At 44.0% G+C, this 16,332-nt stretch carries 17 protein-coding genes; 16 read left to right on the top strand and 1 reads right to left on the bottom strand.

What is annotated here, in order from left to right; genetic code table 11:
* Positions 1 to 20: 20 nt before the first annotated feature.
* From ACIQXQ_RS01950 to spoIID, 14 genes are all read left to right on the top strand, one after another.
* The gene (locus ACIQXQ_RS01950) at positions 21 to 497 is read left to right on the top strand and encodes a NuoB/complex I 20 kDa subunit family protein (protein ID WP_402871312.1); all 477 of its coding nucleotides are present in this window, start codon (positions 21 to 23) and stop codon (positions 495 to 497) included.
* Positions 498 to 1,727: an NADH-quinone oxidoreductase subunit C gene (locus tag ACIQXQ_RS01945; RefSeq protein ID WP_402954876.1), complete on the top strand. Its 1,230-nt coding sequence runs from the start codon at positions 498 to 500 to the stop codon at positions 1,725 to 1,727.
* Positions 1,728 to 1,731: 4 nt separating this feature from the next.
* A complete protein-coding gene (locus ACIQXQ_RS01940) occupies positions 1,732 to 2,832 on the top strand; it encodes an NADH-quinone oxidoreductase subunit D (RefSeq protein WP_402870357.1) in 1,101 nt (366 codons plus the stop codon).
* Complete coding sequence (nuoH, locus tag ACIQXQ_RS01935; protein ID WP_402954873.1) at positions 2,833 to 3,840, top strand: NADH-quinone oxidoreductase subunit NuoH; 1,008 nt, start codon at positions 2,833 to 2,835, stop codon at positions 3,838 to 3,840.
* Positions 3,841 to 3,872: 32 nt separating this feature from the next.
* Complete coding sequence (nuoI, locus tag ACIQXQ_RS01930) at positions 3,873 to 4,292, top strand: NADH-quinone oxidoreductase subunit NuoI (RefSeq protein ID WP_402870364.1); 420 nt, start codon at positions 3,873 to 3,875, stop codon at positions 4,290 to 4,292.
* Positions 4,289 to 4,813: an NADH-quinone oxidoreductase subunit J gene (locus tag ACIQXQ_RS01925; protein WP_402954870.1), complete on the top strand. Its 525-nt coding sequence runs from the start codon at positions 4,289 to 4,291 to the stop codon at positions 4,811 to 4,813. The genes nuoI and ACIQXQ_RS01925 overlap by 4 nt, the downstream gene beginning before the upstream one ends.
* On the top strand, positions 4,810 to 5,124 hold the full coding sequence (gene nuoK / locus ACIQXQ_RS01920) for an NADH-quinone oxidoreductase subunit NuoK (protein ID WP_402870369.1): 315 nt from the start codon (positions 4,810 to 4,812) through the stop codon (positions 5,122 to 5,124). Before ACIQXQ_RS01925 ends, nuoK begins: the two co-directional genes overlap by 4 nt.
* Positions 5,125 to 5,166: 42 nt before the next feature.
* Entirely contained in the window at positions 5,167 to 7,038 is a 1,872-nt protein-coding gene (nuoL, locus tag ACIQXQ_RS01915) for an NADH-quinone oxidoreductase subunit L (protein ID WP_402954867.1), read from the top strand.
* The gene (locus ACIQXQ_RS01910) at positions 7,035 to 8,558 is read left to right on the top strand and encodes an NADH-quinone oxidoreductase subunit M (RefSeq protein WP_402954864.1); all 1,524 of its coding nucleotides are present in this window, start codon (positions 7,035 to 7,037) and stop codon (positions 8,556 to 8,558) included. The genes nuoL and ACIQXQ_RS01910 overlap by 4 nt, the downstream gene beginning before the upstream one ends.
* A gap of 2 nt (positions 8,559 to 8,560) precedes the next feature.
* Positions 8,561 to 10,087 carry an NADH-quinone oxidoreductase subunit NuoN gene (gene nuoN / locus ACIQXQ_RS01905; protein ID WP_402954861.1) on the top strand — a complete coding sequence of 509 codons (1,527 nt, stop codon included), beginning with the start codon at positions 8,561 to 8,563 and terminating at the stop codon, positions 10,085 to 10,087.
* Between the two features lie 149 nt (positions 10,088 to 10,236).
* Positions 10,237 to 10,482, top strand: coding sequence for a DUF1146 family protein (locus ACIQXQ_RS01900; RefSeq protein WP_402870379.1), 246 nt, complete (start codon positions 10,237 to 10,239; stop codon positions 10,480 to 10,482).
* A 160-nt stretch (positions 10,483 to 10,642) separates the two neighbouring features.
* Complete coding sequence (locus ACIQXQ_RS01895) at positions 10,643 to 11,392, top strand: YwmB family TATA-box binding protein (protein ID WP_402954858.1); 750 nt, start codon at positions 10,643 to 10,645, stop codon at positions 11,390 to 11,392.
* 32 nt (positions 11,393 to 11,424) lie between these two features.
* Positions 11,425 to 12,723 (top strand): UDP-N-acetylglucosamine 1-carboxyvinyltransferase, encoded by a 1,299-nt coding sequence (murA, locus tag ACIQXQ_RS01890; protein ID WP_402954855.1) that lies wholly within the window; start codon positions 11,425 to 11,427, stop codon positions 12,721 to 12,723.
* 207 nt (positions 12,724 to 12,930) lie between these two features.
* The gene (gene spoIID, locus ACIQXQ_RS01885; protein ID WP_402954852.1) at positions 12,931 to 13,965 is read left to right on the top strand and encodes a stage II sporulation protein D; all 1,035 of its coding nucleotides are present in this window, start codon (positions 12,931 to 12,933) and stop codon (positions 13,963 to 13,965) included.
* Positions 13,966 to 13,986: 21 nt separating this feature from the next.
* Here the strand turns inward: spoIID and ACIQXQ_RS01880 are convergent, their stop codons facing one another.
* Positions 13,987 to 14,412 (bottom strand): VanZ family protein, encoded by a 426-nt coding sequence (locus tag ACIQXQ_RS01880; protein WP_402954849.1) that lies wholly within the window; start codon positions 14,410 to 14,412, stop codon positions 13,987 to 13,989.
* A gap of 152 nt (positions 14,413 to 14,564) precedes the next feature.
* Here ACIQXQ_RS01880 and spoIIQ point away from each other — a divergent pair, with 152 nt between their 5' ends.
* Positions 14,565 to 15,464 carry a stage II sporulation protein SpoIIQ gene (spoIIQ, locus tag ACIQXQ_RS01875; RefSeq protein ID WP_402954846.1) on the top strand — a complete coding sequence of 300 codons (900 nt, stop codon included), beginning with the start codon at positions 14,565 to 14,567 and terminating at the stop codon, positions 15,462 to 15,464.
* A gap of 438 nt (positions 15,465 to 15,902) precedes the next feature.
* On the top strand, positions 15,903 to 16,175 hold the full coding sequence (spoIIID, locus tag ACIQXQ_RS01870) for a sporulation transcriptional regulator SpoIIID (protein ID WP_402870395.1): 273 nt from the start codon (positions 15,903 to 15,905) through the stop codon (positions 16,173 to 16,175).
* Positions 16,176 to 16,332: the final 157 nt, after the last annotated feature.

Raw genomic sequence — 16,332 nt, 5'->3', positions numbered from 1 at the left:
ATAACCTTACCCATGAAGAAATGGAAGAAATGCGTCAAAGTGTCTTTTTATCCACGCTTGAGCAAGTAAAGGCGTGGGCTAGAAGCAATTCATTATGGCCAATGACTTTCGGGCTTGCATGTTGTGCCATTGAAATGATGGGGGTGGGATCCTCCCATTATGATTTGGATCGATTTGGTTCCTTTTTTCGTACTTCACCGAGACAATCGGATGTCATGATCGTTTCTGGTACAGTGACGAAAAAAATGGCCCCTATATTGAGGCGCCTATATGACCAAATGCCAGAGCCGAAATGGGTGATTGCAATGGGATCCTGTGCAACGGCTGGAGGCCCGTATGTCCATTCCTATTCAGTAGTTAAAGGGGTAGACCAAATTGTGCCCGTTGATGTTTATATTCCTGGGTGCCCTCCTAATCCGGCAGCACTGATTTACGGAATCAATAAATTGAAAGAAAAAATCAGATATGAAGCCAAAACCGGAAAGCGGGTGATTTAAATGAGTGATGAGCAAGACTTAGCTCAGCAGAAAAAGGAGGCCGCGGCAAAAGCGAAAGCAGCAGCCCTGGCCCGAAAGCAGGTAAAAGAGAGTGGATCAGAAGCAGGAGGGGACAACCTAGATATAGCGAAGCAGAAGGCAGCCGCCGCGGCAAAAGCGAGAGCAGCAGCCCTGGCACGAAAACAGGCAAAAGAGAGCGGAACAGAAGGAAGAGAAGAAGACAACCTAGATATAGCGAAGCAGAAGGCAGCCGCAGCAGCAAAAGCGAAAGCAGCAGCCCTGGCCCGAAAACAGGCAAAAGAGAGCGGAACAAAAGGAGGAGAAGAAGACAACCTAGATATAGCGAAGCAGAAGGCAGCCGCAGCAGCAAAAGCGAAAGCAGCAGCCCTGGCACGAAAACAGGCAAAAGAGAGCGGAACAGAAGGAGGAGAAGAGGACAACCTAGATATAGCGAAGCAGAAGGCAGCCGCAGCAGCAAAAGCGAAAGCAGCAGCCCTGGCACGAAAACAGGCAAAAGAGAGCGGAACCGAAGGGGGAGGAGACAACTTAGATATAGCGAAGCAGAAGGCAGCCGCCGTAGCGAAGGCCAAGGCTGCTGCACTAGCCAAAAAGAAAGGAGCGACCAATAAAGAAGAAGATCCCGAAAAGGCGAAGGCTAAAGCCATCGCTGCTGCAAAAGCAAAGGCAGCGGCGGCCGCAAAGGCAAAGAATACTGTAAAAGAAAGTCCCGAAGCGACCCCAGAAGCACCTTCACCCAACCAACCTATCCTCGATCAACTTATTCAGGCCATTGAACGGCATTTGGGAGAAGATGTCCTAGTAGATTACTATATTAATACCCTTTCAAAAGATATTCCCACCTTGGTAGCTAAACCTGATACATATTTCCAAATTGCAGACTTTCTACGCCATGATAAAACGTTAAGTTTTCAGTACTTATCAGAGTTGCATGGCACCGACTTTGAGACCCATATGGAAATGTATGTACAGCTGTACTCCTTTCTAATAAATCATTCAGTTGCACTGAAGGTGAAACTTGATAGGAATACTCCTTCTGTCCCGTCGTTGGTGCCCTTATGGCCGGGAGCAAATTGGCCGGAGTGTGAGGCATACGACTTACTCGGCATCGTATTCCAAGGGCATCCGGATTTAAAGCGGATCTTGCTTGGAGAAGATTGGATTGGATATCCGCTTCGTAAAGATTATCAGCCCTATGACGTGGAGGTGTAGCTCAATGTTACGGACGGAAGAGATGTTGCTTAATGTCGGACCACAGCATCCCAGTACGCATGGCGTGTTCCGGCTTATCATCAAAATCGACGGTGAAATCATTAAAGAGGCCACCCCAGTCATTGGGTACCTTCATCGGGGAACGGAAAAGCTGGCAGAAAATCTGCAATATACACAGATCATTCCCTATACCGATCGGTTGGATTACTTAGCGGCAATGACTAATAATTATGTACTTTGCCATGCAGTTGAAACCATGATGGGGGTGGAGGTACCTGACCGCGCGGAATATTTGCGTGTTATCGCGATGGAGTTGGGCCGTGTGGCCAGCCACCTTGTGTGGTGGGGAACATACTTACTTGATATTGGAGCGACAAGTCCCTTTTTATACGCCTTTCGTGAACGGGAAATGATCATCAATTTATTGACCGAATTGTCGGGGGCACGGCTGACGTTTAATTACATGAGGGTTGGAGGCGTGAAGTGGGACGCTCCGGAGGATTGGATAGAAAAGGTGGCAGAGTTTGTCCCCTACATGAGGGAGCAACTGGCTGGGTATCACCAACTGGTTACAGGCAATGAGATTTTTATGAACCGGGTCAGGGGTGTGGGCGTTTATTCAAAGGAAGATGCACTTTCCTATTCATTGAGCGGCGCTAATTTAAGGTGTACGGGTGTGAAATTTGATTTAAGAAAAGATGAGCCTTATTCCATTTATGACCGGTTCCAATTCGATGTACCCACCCGTGAAGAAGGTGATGCCTTTTCCCGTTATCATTGCAGGATGGAAGAAATAGAAGAGTCCTTGAAAATCCTGGAACAGGCCGTGAAGCAATTTCCTGCTGAGGGACCGATCCTTGCCAAGGTCCCGAAAATCATCAAGGTCCCAAAAGGGGAGGCGTTCGTCCGAATCGAATCGCCAAGAGGGGAAATAGGTTGCTATATTGCGAGTGAAGGGAAAAAGGAGCCGTACCGTTTGAAATTCCGGCGACCATCCTTTTATAATCTGCAAATCCTGCCCAAATTGCTTGAAGGGGAAAATATGGCGAATCTGATAACGATACTTGGGGCGATTGATATCGTTTTAGGGGAGGTGGATGGCTAGATGATCCATAATCTACTTCAATCAGCTCCAAGCCTTCTCAACTTTGGCATCTTCTTTGGTTTGGCGGTCCTGCTCCTATTCGTAGTGTTAGGGTTTGTCACCTATGGCATCCTCTCGGAACGGAAAATCATGGGGTTCATGCAGATGCGGGTGGGTCCGAATCAACTTGGAGGTAAATGGGGGCTTTTACAGACCGTTGCCGATGTTTTAAAGCTTTTGATCAAGGAAGACACCATACCGAAAAAAGCGGATAAACCGCTGTATATATTAGCTCCCGTGATCGCCTTTGCTCCGGCTTTCATGGTCCTGGCGACCTTGCCTTTCACAGAAGCTTTTCAATTTGCGGATATAGGTGTCGGCCTCCTTTATTATGTGGCGGTATCGGGCATATCGACGATTGGCATCGTGACCGCTGGATGGGCATCCAACAATAAGTATTCTTTGATTGGCGGGATGCGCGCGGCGGCACAAATGATTTCATATGAAATCCCGCTTGTCATGTCAGTAGTGGGAATCGTCCTTTTGACGGGGAGCCTAAACCTGAACGAAATAGTTGCCGCTCAGGATAAAGTTTGGTTCATTTTCCTTCAGCCCATTGCATTCTTCGTATTCTTTATCGCATCGGTGGCCGAGTTGAATCGGGTACCTTTTGATCTTCCAGAAGCGGAATCAGAGCTCGTTTCAGGCTACCATGTCGAGTATTCCGGCTTTCGTTGGGCTTTCTTTATGTTATCGGAATATGTCTATATGTTTGCAATGGCTACGTTAACCACTGTATTATTTTTAGGTGGATGGAATTCTATACCGTTTCTGGATTTTATTCCGGGAGCCATCTGGTTTGGCTTGAAGTTTAGTCTTGTCTTTTACGTATTGGTTTGGATTCGCGTTACGTTTCCACGGATAAGAGTGGACCAATTGATGGAGTTTGGTTGGAAGGTCTTGTTGCCCGTAGCGTTAGCCAATATATTTTTGACTGCGCTTTTCAAAGAACTATTCAAACTATTTTAAACGTTAAAGATTTCAGAAAGTGGGGGATCCATATGCTGGGGTTAGCAAAAGGTCTAACGTACACGCTTAAGAACCTGACCCGGAAAAAGGTGACGTATGACTATCCGAATGAGCCACTGCCACTCCCTGATCGGTTCCGGGGAATTCAAAAATTTTATCCTGAAAAGTGTATTGTTTGTAATCAGTGCGTGACGATTTGTCCGACGGATTGCATTCAGTTAACGGGAAAAAGACATCCAGATCCTACGAAAAAAGGAAAGATCATCGATACCTATGACATCAATTTTGAAATATGCATTTTATGCGATTTATGCACGGAGGTTTGTCCGACCGAAGCAATCGTGATGACAAACGAATTTGAACTGGCTGAGTATAGCCGGGATCAGTTATTTAAAAATCTGGAGTGGTTGGATGAGAATGATGAGAATATTCGAAAGGTGAATAAGGTATGAGTGTGTCTGGTGAATTACTTGCTTTTATCGGCTTGGCAACCGTCGCGATAGTGGGCGGGGTACTGCTGATTACGTTAACGAAAGTGGTGCACATGGTGGTTGCACTGGTCTTTACATTCCTAAGCATTGCAGGCATTTACTTGCTTTTATCGGCGGAATTTGTCGCTGTCGTACAAATCCTCATCTATTCCGGGGCGATTACGATCGTGATGCTGTTTGGAATCATGCTGACGCGCCATCATGAAAAGGAGGAACCGGCAAAGGACGGTTGGCGAAAGTTCTTTTTGATCTTAGGAATTGCCGGCTTTGCCTTAGTGGTTTATCTAGGCATTTACAACCTGGATATACCGGTTCAGCTATCAACCCTGCATGAGGAAAATACGAAACAAATCGGAATCGAGCTGTTCTCAAAGTATGTGATTCCATTTGAAGTGCTTTCCGTGCTCCTGCTCGTCGCTTTGGTCGGTGCCATAGTCTTGGCAAAAAAAGATGATGAGGAAGAGGAGGGAGGAAAGTTATGACAGGTGTTCCCTTGTCTGCTTACCTCGTCTTGGCACTCGTTTTATTTTGCATCGGGCTATACGGTGCCTTGACGAAAAGAAATGCAGTTATTGTTTTGATATCGATTGAACTGATGCTGAATGCCGCGAATGTCAATCTGGTTGCCTTCAGTAAATTTGGGGTAACTCCGTCTATTACGGGTCAGGTATTTTCATTATTTACGATTACAATCGCTGCAGCCGAAGCGGCTGTGGGGCTAGCCATTTTAATGGCTCTGTACCGAAATCGAAAAACAGTCAATGTGGATGAAATGGATACGATGAAGCATTGACGGTTCATACAAATGAAGGTATGAAGAAGGGGATTTGATACGATGATGGAGAATGCTTGGGTCATACCGATCCTTCCACTCGTCTCGTTCGTGTTACTGCTTTTATACGGTAGACGGTGGCGGGAAAAAGGCGCCTATATTGGAATACTGTTCACACTCACATCGTTCATTTTATCTGTAATCGTTTTGGTGGAACGGCTGCAGGGACCTACTTATAAGATGGCGATGGATTGGCTTTCTATCAGTGGGACGCAACTCACGGCAGGATTTGAAATCAATCAGCTGAATGCCTTGATGCTTGTGGTCGTATCTCTGGTGAGTCTGCTTGTTCAAATTTATTCGGTGGAATACATGAAAGGGGAAGAGCGGTGTTCCACTTTCTATGCTTACCTTGGTTTCTTTACCTTTTCCATGCTTGGGCTTGTCATAGCACCGAATTTACTGCAGCTATATATCTTCTGGGAGCTTGTTGGAGTTGGCTCATTCCTATTAATCGGTTTTTATTTTCATAAACAGGAAGCGAAGCTCGCTGCGAAAAAGGCATTTATCATGACCAGGATTGGCGATGTGGGGCTTCTCATTGGAATTATTCTGTTATTCTGGGAAACTGGAAGCTTCGAATATGGGGATATTTTCTCAGCTGTTCAAACGGGGGAAATCTCGATGGGAAGGTTGACGCTAATCGCCATTCTGATTTTCATCGGGGCTGTCGGGAAATCCGGACAGTTTCCACTTCATACGTGGCTTCCTGACGCGATGGAAGGGCCCACACCGGTCTCCGCTTTGATCCATGCGGCAACTATGGTGGCGGCAGGCGTTTACTTGGTAGCCACGATGTTTCCTCTGTTTCTTGCAAGTTCGGCAGCTATGCAGGTCGTAGCCGTGACGGGTGGCTTTACCGCGATCTTCGCCGCTAGCATTGCTCTCGTCCAAAAAGACGTGAAGCGAGTGCTGGCCTACTCAACCATCAGCCAGCTTGGATTCATGATGCTGGCGTTGGGCACGGCGGGGTATGTCGCAGGGGTGTTTCATTTAATGACCCATGCTTTCTTTAAAGCTTTGCTGTTCTTGGCAGCAGGTAGTGTTATTCATGCTTTACATACACAGGATGCAGAAAAAATGGGTGGAATTTGGAAGAAGTTGAAGGTAACGGGTCCGTTGTTCCTAATTGGTACGCTCTCGATATCGGGATTTCCCCTTTTATCAGGATTTTTCAGTAAGGATGAAATCTTGATGTCGGCCTGGGGGAATGGGAGCTACTTTCTATTCACGCTCGCTTTGATTACCTCCTTTTTGACGGCCTTTTATATGTTCCGTTTGTTTTTCATGATTTTCGCCGGAGAATCAAGAGGTCCTGCCAATCAAGTCGAAGATCCTTCTTCTTTCATGTTGGTTCCAATGATGGTCCTTGGGGTGCTTGCCGTGCTCAGCGGATATATACAAACTCCATGGTTTGGGTCCTTTCTTGGAGACTGGCTCATCGATGGAAATGAATCGCTGTTAGGTGTCAGTCATCATGAGGGACCGGTTTGGGTCATGTTGTTAGCCATTCTCGTTTCACTTGCTGGTATATTCCTGGCTTATCTCATCTACGTAAAAAGGGCGCTATCACGGAGTTGGCTGGTGGGAGAGGACTCCATGATTTATAGAGTTTTAGATAATAAGTACTTCATAGATGAGATGTACTACTTTACCGTAGGCTATCTTACCAGAGGCCTTAGCTTGTTTCTATCTTATATGGAAAAGTTCATTATCGGAGGATTGGTGTCCACAGTGAGTAATTCCATAGAAGGGTTAGGGAAAATGGGTGCTAAACTTCAAACGGGACAGGTACAGCAATATGGCGTTATAGCCTTTCTGGGACTTGCGGTTCTGATGGTCATCTTTGCGTTCACTGGGGGGTATTTAAGATGAACGGATACTTACTCACATTGTTGGTGGCTTCCCCGCTGCTTGGTATGGTGATGGTGGCCCTCATGCCTAGGACCGAGGAAAGGACCATTAAGCAATTTGGTTTCTTTGGGACACTGCCGCCCCTTATACTGATGTTATTTTTACTTGTACAGTACTATTCAGGGATAGCACTCTCTTCTTTTGACATCAAGGTGAACTGGATTCGATTTGGTAATCTTTCGATGTATGACCCAAATTTATTCGCGGTGAATTTTGAATTGGGTCTGGATGGTTTAACCCTTGTCTTTCTATTGTTGACGACAATCATTTCCTCTTTGGCGGCCCTGGCATCCTTTTACATAAAGAGGGAGTGGAAAGGGTATTACCTATTATTTTTACTTTTAGAGATTGGGATGCTTGGCGTCTTTACGGCGGAAAACCTCATCTTGTTTTTCATCTTCTTTGAAATGACCTTGGTCCCGACGTTCTTCTTGATTGGCAAGTGGGGATATCTTGAGAAAGAAAAAGCTTCTTATCAGTTTTTGATCTATAACGGAATAGGATCGGCCATTTTATTGGTGGTGATTCTGATATTGTTCGCCCGGACAGGTACAACGAATATCGCGGCTTTGACACAGATGATGACAATGGGTGGTGTTTCTCTATTCGCACCGGTTTCCGACTCGATGAAATATGGCCTATGCTTGGCCCTTCTGATTGCTTTTTCCATTAAACTGCCTGTGTTTCCCTTCCATACTTGGATGGTGCGGGTTCATGCCGAGGCGCCACCGTCGATTGTCATGATCCATGCAGGGATTCTCTTGAAGATAGGCGCTTACGGAATCATCCGGTTTGGAATGGGAATCTTTCCAGAACAATATCAAACGCTTGCCTCCATCATTGTTCTCTTTGGGGTCATCAGCTTGTTGTATGGTGCCTTCTTAGCGTTAGTGCAGACAGATTTCAAGCTTGTTTTAGCCTATTCGTCCGTTTCACATATGGGAATCGTGATGATGGGGCTTGGTGCCTTGAATGAAGCGGGTTTGCAGGGGGCTATTTTTCAAGTGGTATCACACGGGTTGATTGCCGCTTTCCTATTCTTTTTGGTTGCTGTGTTGTATGAACGGACAGGTACGACGGTGCTTAACCGGCTTGGAGGCCTAGCCAAGTCGATGCCGCTCTTTTCCGGATTTCTGCTGGCCGGGGGGATGGCTTCTCTTGGTTTGCCGGGCATGTCCGGATTCATCAGTGAATTCATGGTCTTCCTTGGCCTATTTAAGAGCCAGCCGGTGCTTGCTGCAATTGGCGCCATCGGTCTCATCTTAACAGCTATCTACGTCTTGAGGGCTGTCCTGACGATGACATTCGGCAAGGATAATAGCTTAATAGAGAAAGAGATATATGATCTTAAGGGTAAGGAAATGGTACCGACGGCAGTGCTTCTCGGCTTAATTATAGCGATCGGTGTATATCCGAATCTACTCGGCAGGCCTCTTCAAGGAACGATTGATGCAATCATGCTAGCCGTAGGGGGGCGATGAAGATGGATTGGAATACGATGCTTTCATATCATTGGGGAGCGATGATGCCGGAATTCGTCATCCTTGGAACGGCGATGGCCCTTTCCATATTGGACTTATTCTGGCCGAAGCATTTTAATCGGAGAAAGCTGGCCTGGTTGGCCCTTACCGGTATCATACTGGCCTTTTTCTCCTTGATAAGTTTGTTTTCTTTTGAAACGGTAAGTATCTTATCCGATACTTTTCGGTTAGATTCTTTTGCAAAAGCGTTTAAGCTAATCTTACTGTTAGGAGCGGGGTTAATCATCCTGCTTGCAGAGAGCTATGAGCCCAAGGAAGGGTTGAAGGAGCATCGCGGGGAATTTTATTATCTGTTCCTGGCGGCGTTGCTTGGAGCAATGATCATGACATCAAGTGGGGACTTAATCACGTTATTTGTTGGCCTGGAGTTGCTATCACTTTCTTCCTATATACTATCGGGCATACGTAAACAAAATACGAAGTCAAATGAAGCGGCCATGAAATACGTAATTAATGGAGGAATCTCTACAGCCATCACTCTGTTTGGCATGAGTTATTTGTATGGTGTGACGGGGTCGGTGAATCTGGGGGAAATGAGCCGAACGATGGCAGGCATGACAGATGGTCAACTGCTCTACATTACGGGGCTCGCTTTCTTCATGGTTTTCATCGGTTTATCTTTTAAAATTGCCGCTACCCCCTTTCACATGTGGGCTCCGGATGTTTACGAAGGGGCACCTACGCCCGTCACTGCCTTTTTAAGCGTCATCTCGAAAACAGCTGGATTTGTAATCCTTCTGCGTATTTTTCTCTCCTTATTCCTGACTGCACCTGGGGATACTCTCGGGGCATTCGACTTTTTCGAGAAAAACAGTGGATATATCGCTTTAGTGTCAGCGGTGACGATGATCGTAGGGAATGTGATTGCATTAAGACAGCAAAATTTAAAACGGTTATTCGCTTATTCGAGTATCGCCCATGCAGGATACCTTCTTGTAGCCGTAACCACATTGGGCGGCGGGTACTTCTTGATGGATACAGTCTGGTTTTACTTACTTGCTTATACACTGATGAACATTGGTGCTTTTGCAATTATTCAAGTGCTCTCAATCCGAAGCGGTTCAGAGGACATCAGTATCCTTGCAGGGCTAGGGAAGAAGTCACCATATCTGGCCATAGCCTTTACCGTGTTTATCCTCTCGTTGGCAGGCATCCCGGGAACGGCAGGCTTTATTGGCAAACTGAATATCTTTCTCGGCGCCTTCATTACGGAACCGGGACATTATGTCCTTGCAGGGATCATGATTGCGGCAACAATCGTGTCCTATGTCTATTACTTTGGATTATTGGTCCAAGTCTTTTTCCGGCCGGACCATTCCGGTAAGTTAATAAAGGTGCGTTCGGGTTTGTCCATCGTTATAATGGTTTGTATAGGCGGCACGATCCTATTTGGATTAGCTCCTAATCTTGCCTTTGATTTCCTGCATAACCATTTTGGGGATTTTAAAGACTTTATTTCAAGTGAGTGATATAATGCCTTTATCAGAGGCTGGTTCCAATGGATACAGTCTCTGTCTTTCAATTCTGAAAGATTTTTCACGATTTTTCCTTTTAAATTCCAAATTTAAAGGGGATTTGTGATAGAATGAAAGACGGGTGTCTTTTAGGAGGTATGTACATGTTTTCAACAATGGGACAGCAGGCCTTGCTGGGTATCGTTTCCCACTTGTTCTTCATCGCAGTTACATGGTGGGCTCTGCAGGCTTTACATTTTGATAAGATATTAAGATCCAATTCGGTCATTAAGGCTAGGGTACTTTATATTTTATTGACGGTGGCCATTGGTTCTGTTGTGAGTGATTTCTTCCTTGACTACCTAGGACTTGCTAACCAACTTCCATATATGTTTAGCGATGATAAATAAGCTATAAGATTTCATGTATAGCAAAATATGATTCTTCTTGTATTCGCCATTATTCTACTGATTTTTATAGCATTAGCAGAAAGCATCATCAAATGTCAGGAAATGAAAAGTATGAACTCTCCTTTTTTGGAAATAATGCTTTAAAGGGGAGGGATTTAACATGTTTGCAGAGAGTAAAAAAATGTTATTATACATAGTAATTCTTGGTTTGACGGTGTTTTTAATTGGGAATAGTACAATTGTGGCAAAAGGCAAAGCCGATATAGTGAAATTGGTGGAGCTACTGCAACAAGATAAAGCGGTAAACATAGGAGATTGGTCTGTGTACGCGCGCGAGAAAAATAAAGAGATCACAACTAAACAAGAGTTTGAAAGAGAAGTGATCGCATTAAAACGAAAATATCCTCAATTTGATTGGAACCGGGAAGACGGCGCTTCCGCACAGAAGGCTGAGGCGTTACTTTACCATGCCGATTCGGGTCTGACGGAGTCTATTAAATTGATGACAACCGAGGATGAATCTGATAAAGTTACCTATGTCATTTACGAAGTCAAGGGACAAGAATGGAAGGAAGGCTACCCTGCTTACTTTACCAGTACGTACCAAAATAGAGTGAATGACATATTTAAGGGAACTCCTTCAATTTTTTCTTGTATTACGGGGTCTATCAATGATAATATGGATTCGATTTTAAACTCTAAAACCGAAAGCCTGTTAGATAAGTTCCAAGCGAGGGAAATTGAGAGTGTGCATGAAACAAACTTTACATCTATATCTGCACATTCAACTTTGTTTAAACAACCTTTGACTAAAGAAAAATTAAATTTGCAGTTTGGGCTACGGACAGAAGGATTGGGTGACCGGACGAACTTTGTAATTGGCACACCAATCATAACGTTTGAATATTAATATAGAGAAAATGGACGCGGAGGGGAATACTTTTGGAAAAAATCATCGTCCGCGGCGGCAACAGGCTTAGCGGGACAGTTAAAGTAGAAGGTGCTAAAAACGCCGTTTTGCCAGTTATCGCTGCAACATTATTAGCAAGTGATGGGAAAAGTATCATTAAAGACGTTCCTACGCTCTCCGATGTATATACAATCAACGAAGTATTGCGCAACTTAAACACAGATGTTGCCTTTCAAGATAATCAAGTAACTGTAGATGCATCAAGAGAGTTATTAGACGAAGCACCATTTGAATATGTACGTAAAATGAGAGCTTCCGTTTTAGTAATGGGATCATTATTAGCAAGGAATGGCCGGGCCCGCGTTGCTTTACCGGGTGGTTGTGCCATCGGTTCCCGTCCTATCGATCAGCATTTAAAAGGCTTTGAAGCGATGGGAGCAAAAGTGAAGGTCGGCAATGGTTTCATTGACGCTGAGGTAGATGGCAGACTTAAGGGAGCAAGAGTGTATCTTGATTTCCCAAGCGTAGGTGCCACTGAAAATATCATGATGGCAGCGACACTTGCTGAAGGTACGACTATTCTGGAAAACGTGGCGAAAGAGCCTGAAATCGTGGATCTAGCTAACTTCCTTAATAAAATGGGTGCCAAAGTTAAGGGCGCTGGTACGGGTACATTGAAAATCGAAGGTGTCCATAAATTATATGGTGCTGAACATTCAATTATACCTGACCGCATCGAGGCTGGAACATTTATGACTGCTGCTGCACTTACTGGTGGCAATGTTCTTGTTCAAGGTGCTGTTCCTGAACATCTTACGTCCCTCATTGCCAAAATGGAAGAGATGGGTGTTACGATCATCGAAGAACAAGATGGATTGCGTGTAATCGGTCCTAAAACCTTGAAGGCCATTGATATTAAAACAATGCCCCATCCTGGTTTCCCGACTGATATGCAATCACAGATGATGGCATTATTATTGCGTGCTGAAGGAACAAGTATGATCACGGAGACCGTCTTCGAGAACCGTTTCATGCATGTTGAAGAATTCCGTCGCATGAATGCCAATGTTAAAATAGAAGGTCGTTCTGTTATTGTTAACGGGCCAACCAACCTTCAAGGTGCAGAAGTTTCTGCCACTGACTTGCGTGCTGCTGCTGCGCTTATCCTGACTGGATTGGTTGCAGAGGGCGTTACCCGTGTTACAGAATTAAAGCATCTTGACAGAGGATACGTGAATTTCCATGGTAAATTAGCATCATTGGGTGCTGATGTGGAACGTATTAATGAAGAGGTTCCAGCAGAAACGAAAATAGCGGATTTGAACGCTTAAGATTACTTATTAAAACCCATTCGGGCTTCATTCATTGAAGCCCGAATGGGTTTTTTGTTGTGTGCTGGGATAAGGAAAGCTAACCTGGGCACCTGACACTTTTCTATTCATAAAAGCTTGTCCTTCGACATACATTTATCATGTAGAGAAACCTGCTGGATTTAGTTTGTAAAAAAGCAGAGAACAAGTGTAGGGAGGCCCAGGAATTTGAAAGCAATGAAACCTGTGATTGTACTATCCATAGCTGTAGCATTCGTCATTATCATGATTCCAGCAGTGCTTGTGCTTCCGTTTTCCAATGATGTAACAAGTGGGGAGTTAGCTGAACAATTAGAGAAAAAAGAGAAGGAAGAAGGAAAAGAAGTGGCTGCAAATAAAATGAGTTCCATTGATGTGGCCGTGTACCGGACGGCTACCCAAAAGATTCAAAAGCTTCCACTTGAAACATATCTATCTGGTGTTGTGGCAGCAGAGATGCCTGCGGACTTTGAGGAAGAAGCGTTGAAGGCGCAAGCATTGACGGCAAGGACCTACATCGTGAATCAGTTGATGAGCAATAATCGCCGGGGGTTGCCAAAAGGAGCTGATGTAGGGGATACGGTAATGCATCAAGTGTATAAGAATGATAACGAGCTGAAGAAGCAGTGGGGCTCTGATTATAAATGGAAAATGAAAAAGATAGATAAAGCCATTAAGGCAACGGAAGGCAAGATATTGACCTATGATGGAAAACCGATCACCGCCACTTTCTTTTCGACAAGCAATGGGTATACGGAGAACTCCGAGGAATATTGGCAAGCAGAGTTTCCCTACTTGAAAAGCGTGTCTAGCCCATGGGATAAAGAATCGCCGAAATTCTATAATAAGATGGTGGTCGATGCGGGAGATTTCGAGAGGAAGTTAGGAGTGAGTTTATCATCGGGGACGACAATCGGTACAGTCGTTCAAAGGACAACCGGAAATCGAGTGGCTCTAGTTGAAATTGGAGGGAAGAAATTGACGGGGATGCAAATCCGGGAAAAACTCGGGTTGAATTCCTCCGACTTTGATTGGGAGCGTCAAGGGAATCAAATCGTCATTACGACAAAAGGATATGGTCATGGAGTGGGAATGAGTCAGTATGGTGCCAATGGGATGGCTCGGGAAGGGAAAAACTATGAAGACATCGTGAAGTATTATTACAAAGGCGTCAAAGTACAGTCCTCAAGTAAGTGGATCAATACCATGACAGCAAAAAAATGAGAGTAGGGGTTTTCCCAGCTCTCATTTTTTTGCGCCGAATTTTTCTAGTAGGGTCAGAAAGCCTCGTTTATGCTTGAAGTAGTGATACTGCACATGAAAATAGACAGCGAGCACGCCAATGATGTCCTTCGCCACATCAATCAAGGATGCAGAGCGGTATGGGATGAATGACTGGTGATATTCATCAACGATACCGTATAGACCGGCAACGAATGCGGCTACCAAACTAAATCCAGGCTTCAGCTTATGATTAACAGCAAGTGCAGAAACGAATAATATGTACAAAATCGCAAATTCGACTAAATGGAGCGCCTCTTTAATGAATCGATCCACTGTTGAGGACGGGAGGTCAAGGATGATGTCGTCAGGTTTACTCGACATTATCCAAATAGCAATCATGTAAAGAAAAGGTAGAATCGTTACTAAGATTTTAATGGTCTTTTTCATCAATTAAACATCCTTCAATAGCAAGATACCAAACATTTTACCATTCTACGAATAAAATCGGATTCTTTTTCATAAAATAAATCTAAAATTTTTTTCACTCGGATGTATATAATCTTGGCAAAATGTTCAGAATGGTTGCTGAGGTGATTAATATGAGAGAGGAAGAAAAAAGACCAACTTCCAAAATCCAACGAATACTCAAAAAGCGTTGGGCATTATCAGCAATCTATATCGCAAGTGCAGCCTTAATCTTAGCCGCGGCCTTTTTATTACAAAATAGTTTTGATGATTCAGCTAAGGACGAGAAAAAGGATTCAGCTGAAACAGGAAAAAACTATGATCAGCCTTCAGTCGAAGTGAATAGTGATCTGGAAACCGTTAAGATGCCTGTAGCCAATGCCGATAAAACGGTCATCAAAAAACAATTCTATGACGTGAATGCAGATGAGAAGGCACAAGAAGATGCGTTGGTCTTCTACAACAATAGATATGAGCAGAATAAAGGGATCGACATTGCAATGGAAGATGGAAAATCTTTCGATGTGAAAGCATCATTGAGCGGTAATGTATCGAAAGTACAGGAAGACGCTCTACTTGGCAATTTGATTGAAGTTGAGCATGAAGATGGCGTCGTTACTCGTTATCAATCTGTTAAGGATATCAAGGTTGCCGTTGGGGACAAAGTGAAACAAGGACAAGCTATCGCAACTTCAGGCAAAAGCCAAATCAATGAAGAGGCAGGCGTTCACGTTCACTTCGAAATCAGAAAAGACGACATCGCGTTGAATCCAGTTGATTTTATTGAAAAGCAAGCATCCGCTATACAAACAGCAACTGAAGAAACAGAAGGTAACAAGGATGATTCAGCAGGCAAAGAAGAAGCACCTGCTTCCGAGGGTTCTGAAAAAGGGACAGAGGAATCACCAGCAACGGGCGAATCTGATGCAGGCACTGAGCTAGAAAGTGGCACTGAAGATGATAACTCCACCCCAGCTGAAGATTCTACCGAGAAAAGCGATTCTTTGGAAGATTCATTAAAGGAAGCAAATTAATCACAATAAAAAATTCAAATACAATCAAAACATAAACCATGAGCGTTAAGAAGTACAACAACTGAAAATTTGGTAAAAAGGGGGCCGTTCAATTTGAACGGCTCCCTTTTTTAATTTCGGGGAGATAGTGGAATATATGAGAAAAAGTCTGAGTATCTGACATATTTCTCGGGAAATAATGCAGTTACTGGAAAAGGAACGGCAGAATGTTGATAAATAAAACGAAACACCCTGTCCATTAGGCATATATTCTTAACCAAGCTAATAAGATGTTATAAACCATGCAAAGAGAGTGTTTGAGGTGAGGGGTCGTTTATTACAAATAATCTAATAGTTGATCATTCTATCTTTCATTGTTTATAAGACAGGGGTATTCGATTCGAAAAATACGAATCTCATTTCACACTTCTCACATCCAATTTGGGGAGGTCGAGTGGTGTGCACGATTACATCAAAGAAAGAACTATCAAGATAGGCAAGTATATCGTGGAAACTAGAAAAACGGTCCGCGTCATTGCAAAAGAATTCGGTGTCTCTAAAAGTACAGTCCATAAAGATTTAACGGAGAGGCTTCCGGAAATTAATCCTGAATTGGCTAACGAAGTGAAGGATATATTGGATTACCATAAATCCATTCGTCACCTTCGGGGTGGAGAAGCGACCAAGCTCAAATATAAACGGTCAGAAAAAGAAGAAGAAATCGCTAAGTAAACCACAAATCCATTCCGGAAATTGGAAATGATTCCAAGGGATTAGGGTAAAGACAAAGGATGGCATATAAACATGTCCTTTTCTACACCTAAGTCAGGAACCTCCAACCCGGAATTTTTTTATGGATTAATTTTGTTAATATGGAAATCCTTTATAT

Origin of the sequence: Peribacillus sp. NPDC097198 (genome assembly GCF_044762055.1) — a bacterium.
GTDB lineage: Bacteria > Bacillota > Bacilli > Bacillales > DSM-1321 > Peribacillus.
Note: the sequence above shows the minus strand (reverse complement) of the source record. Positions and strands in the feature narration are given on the sequence as shown.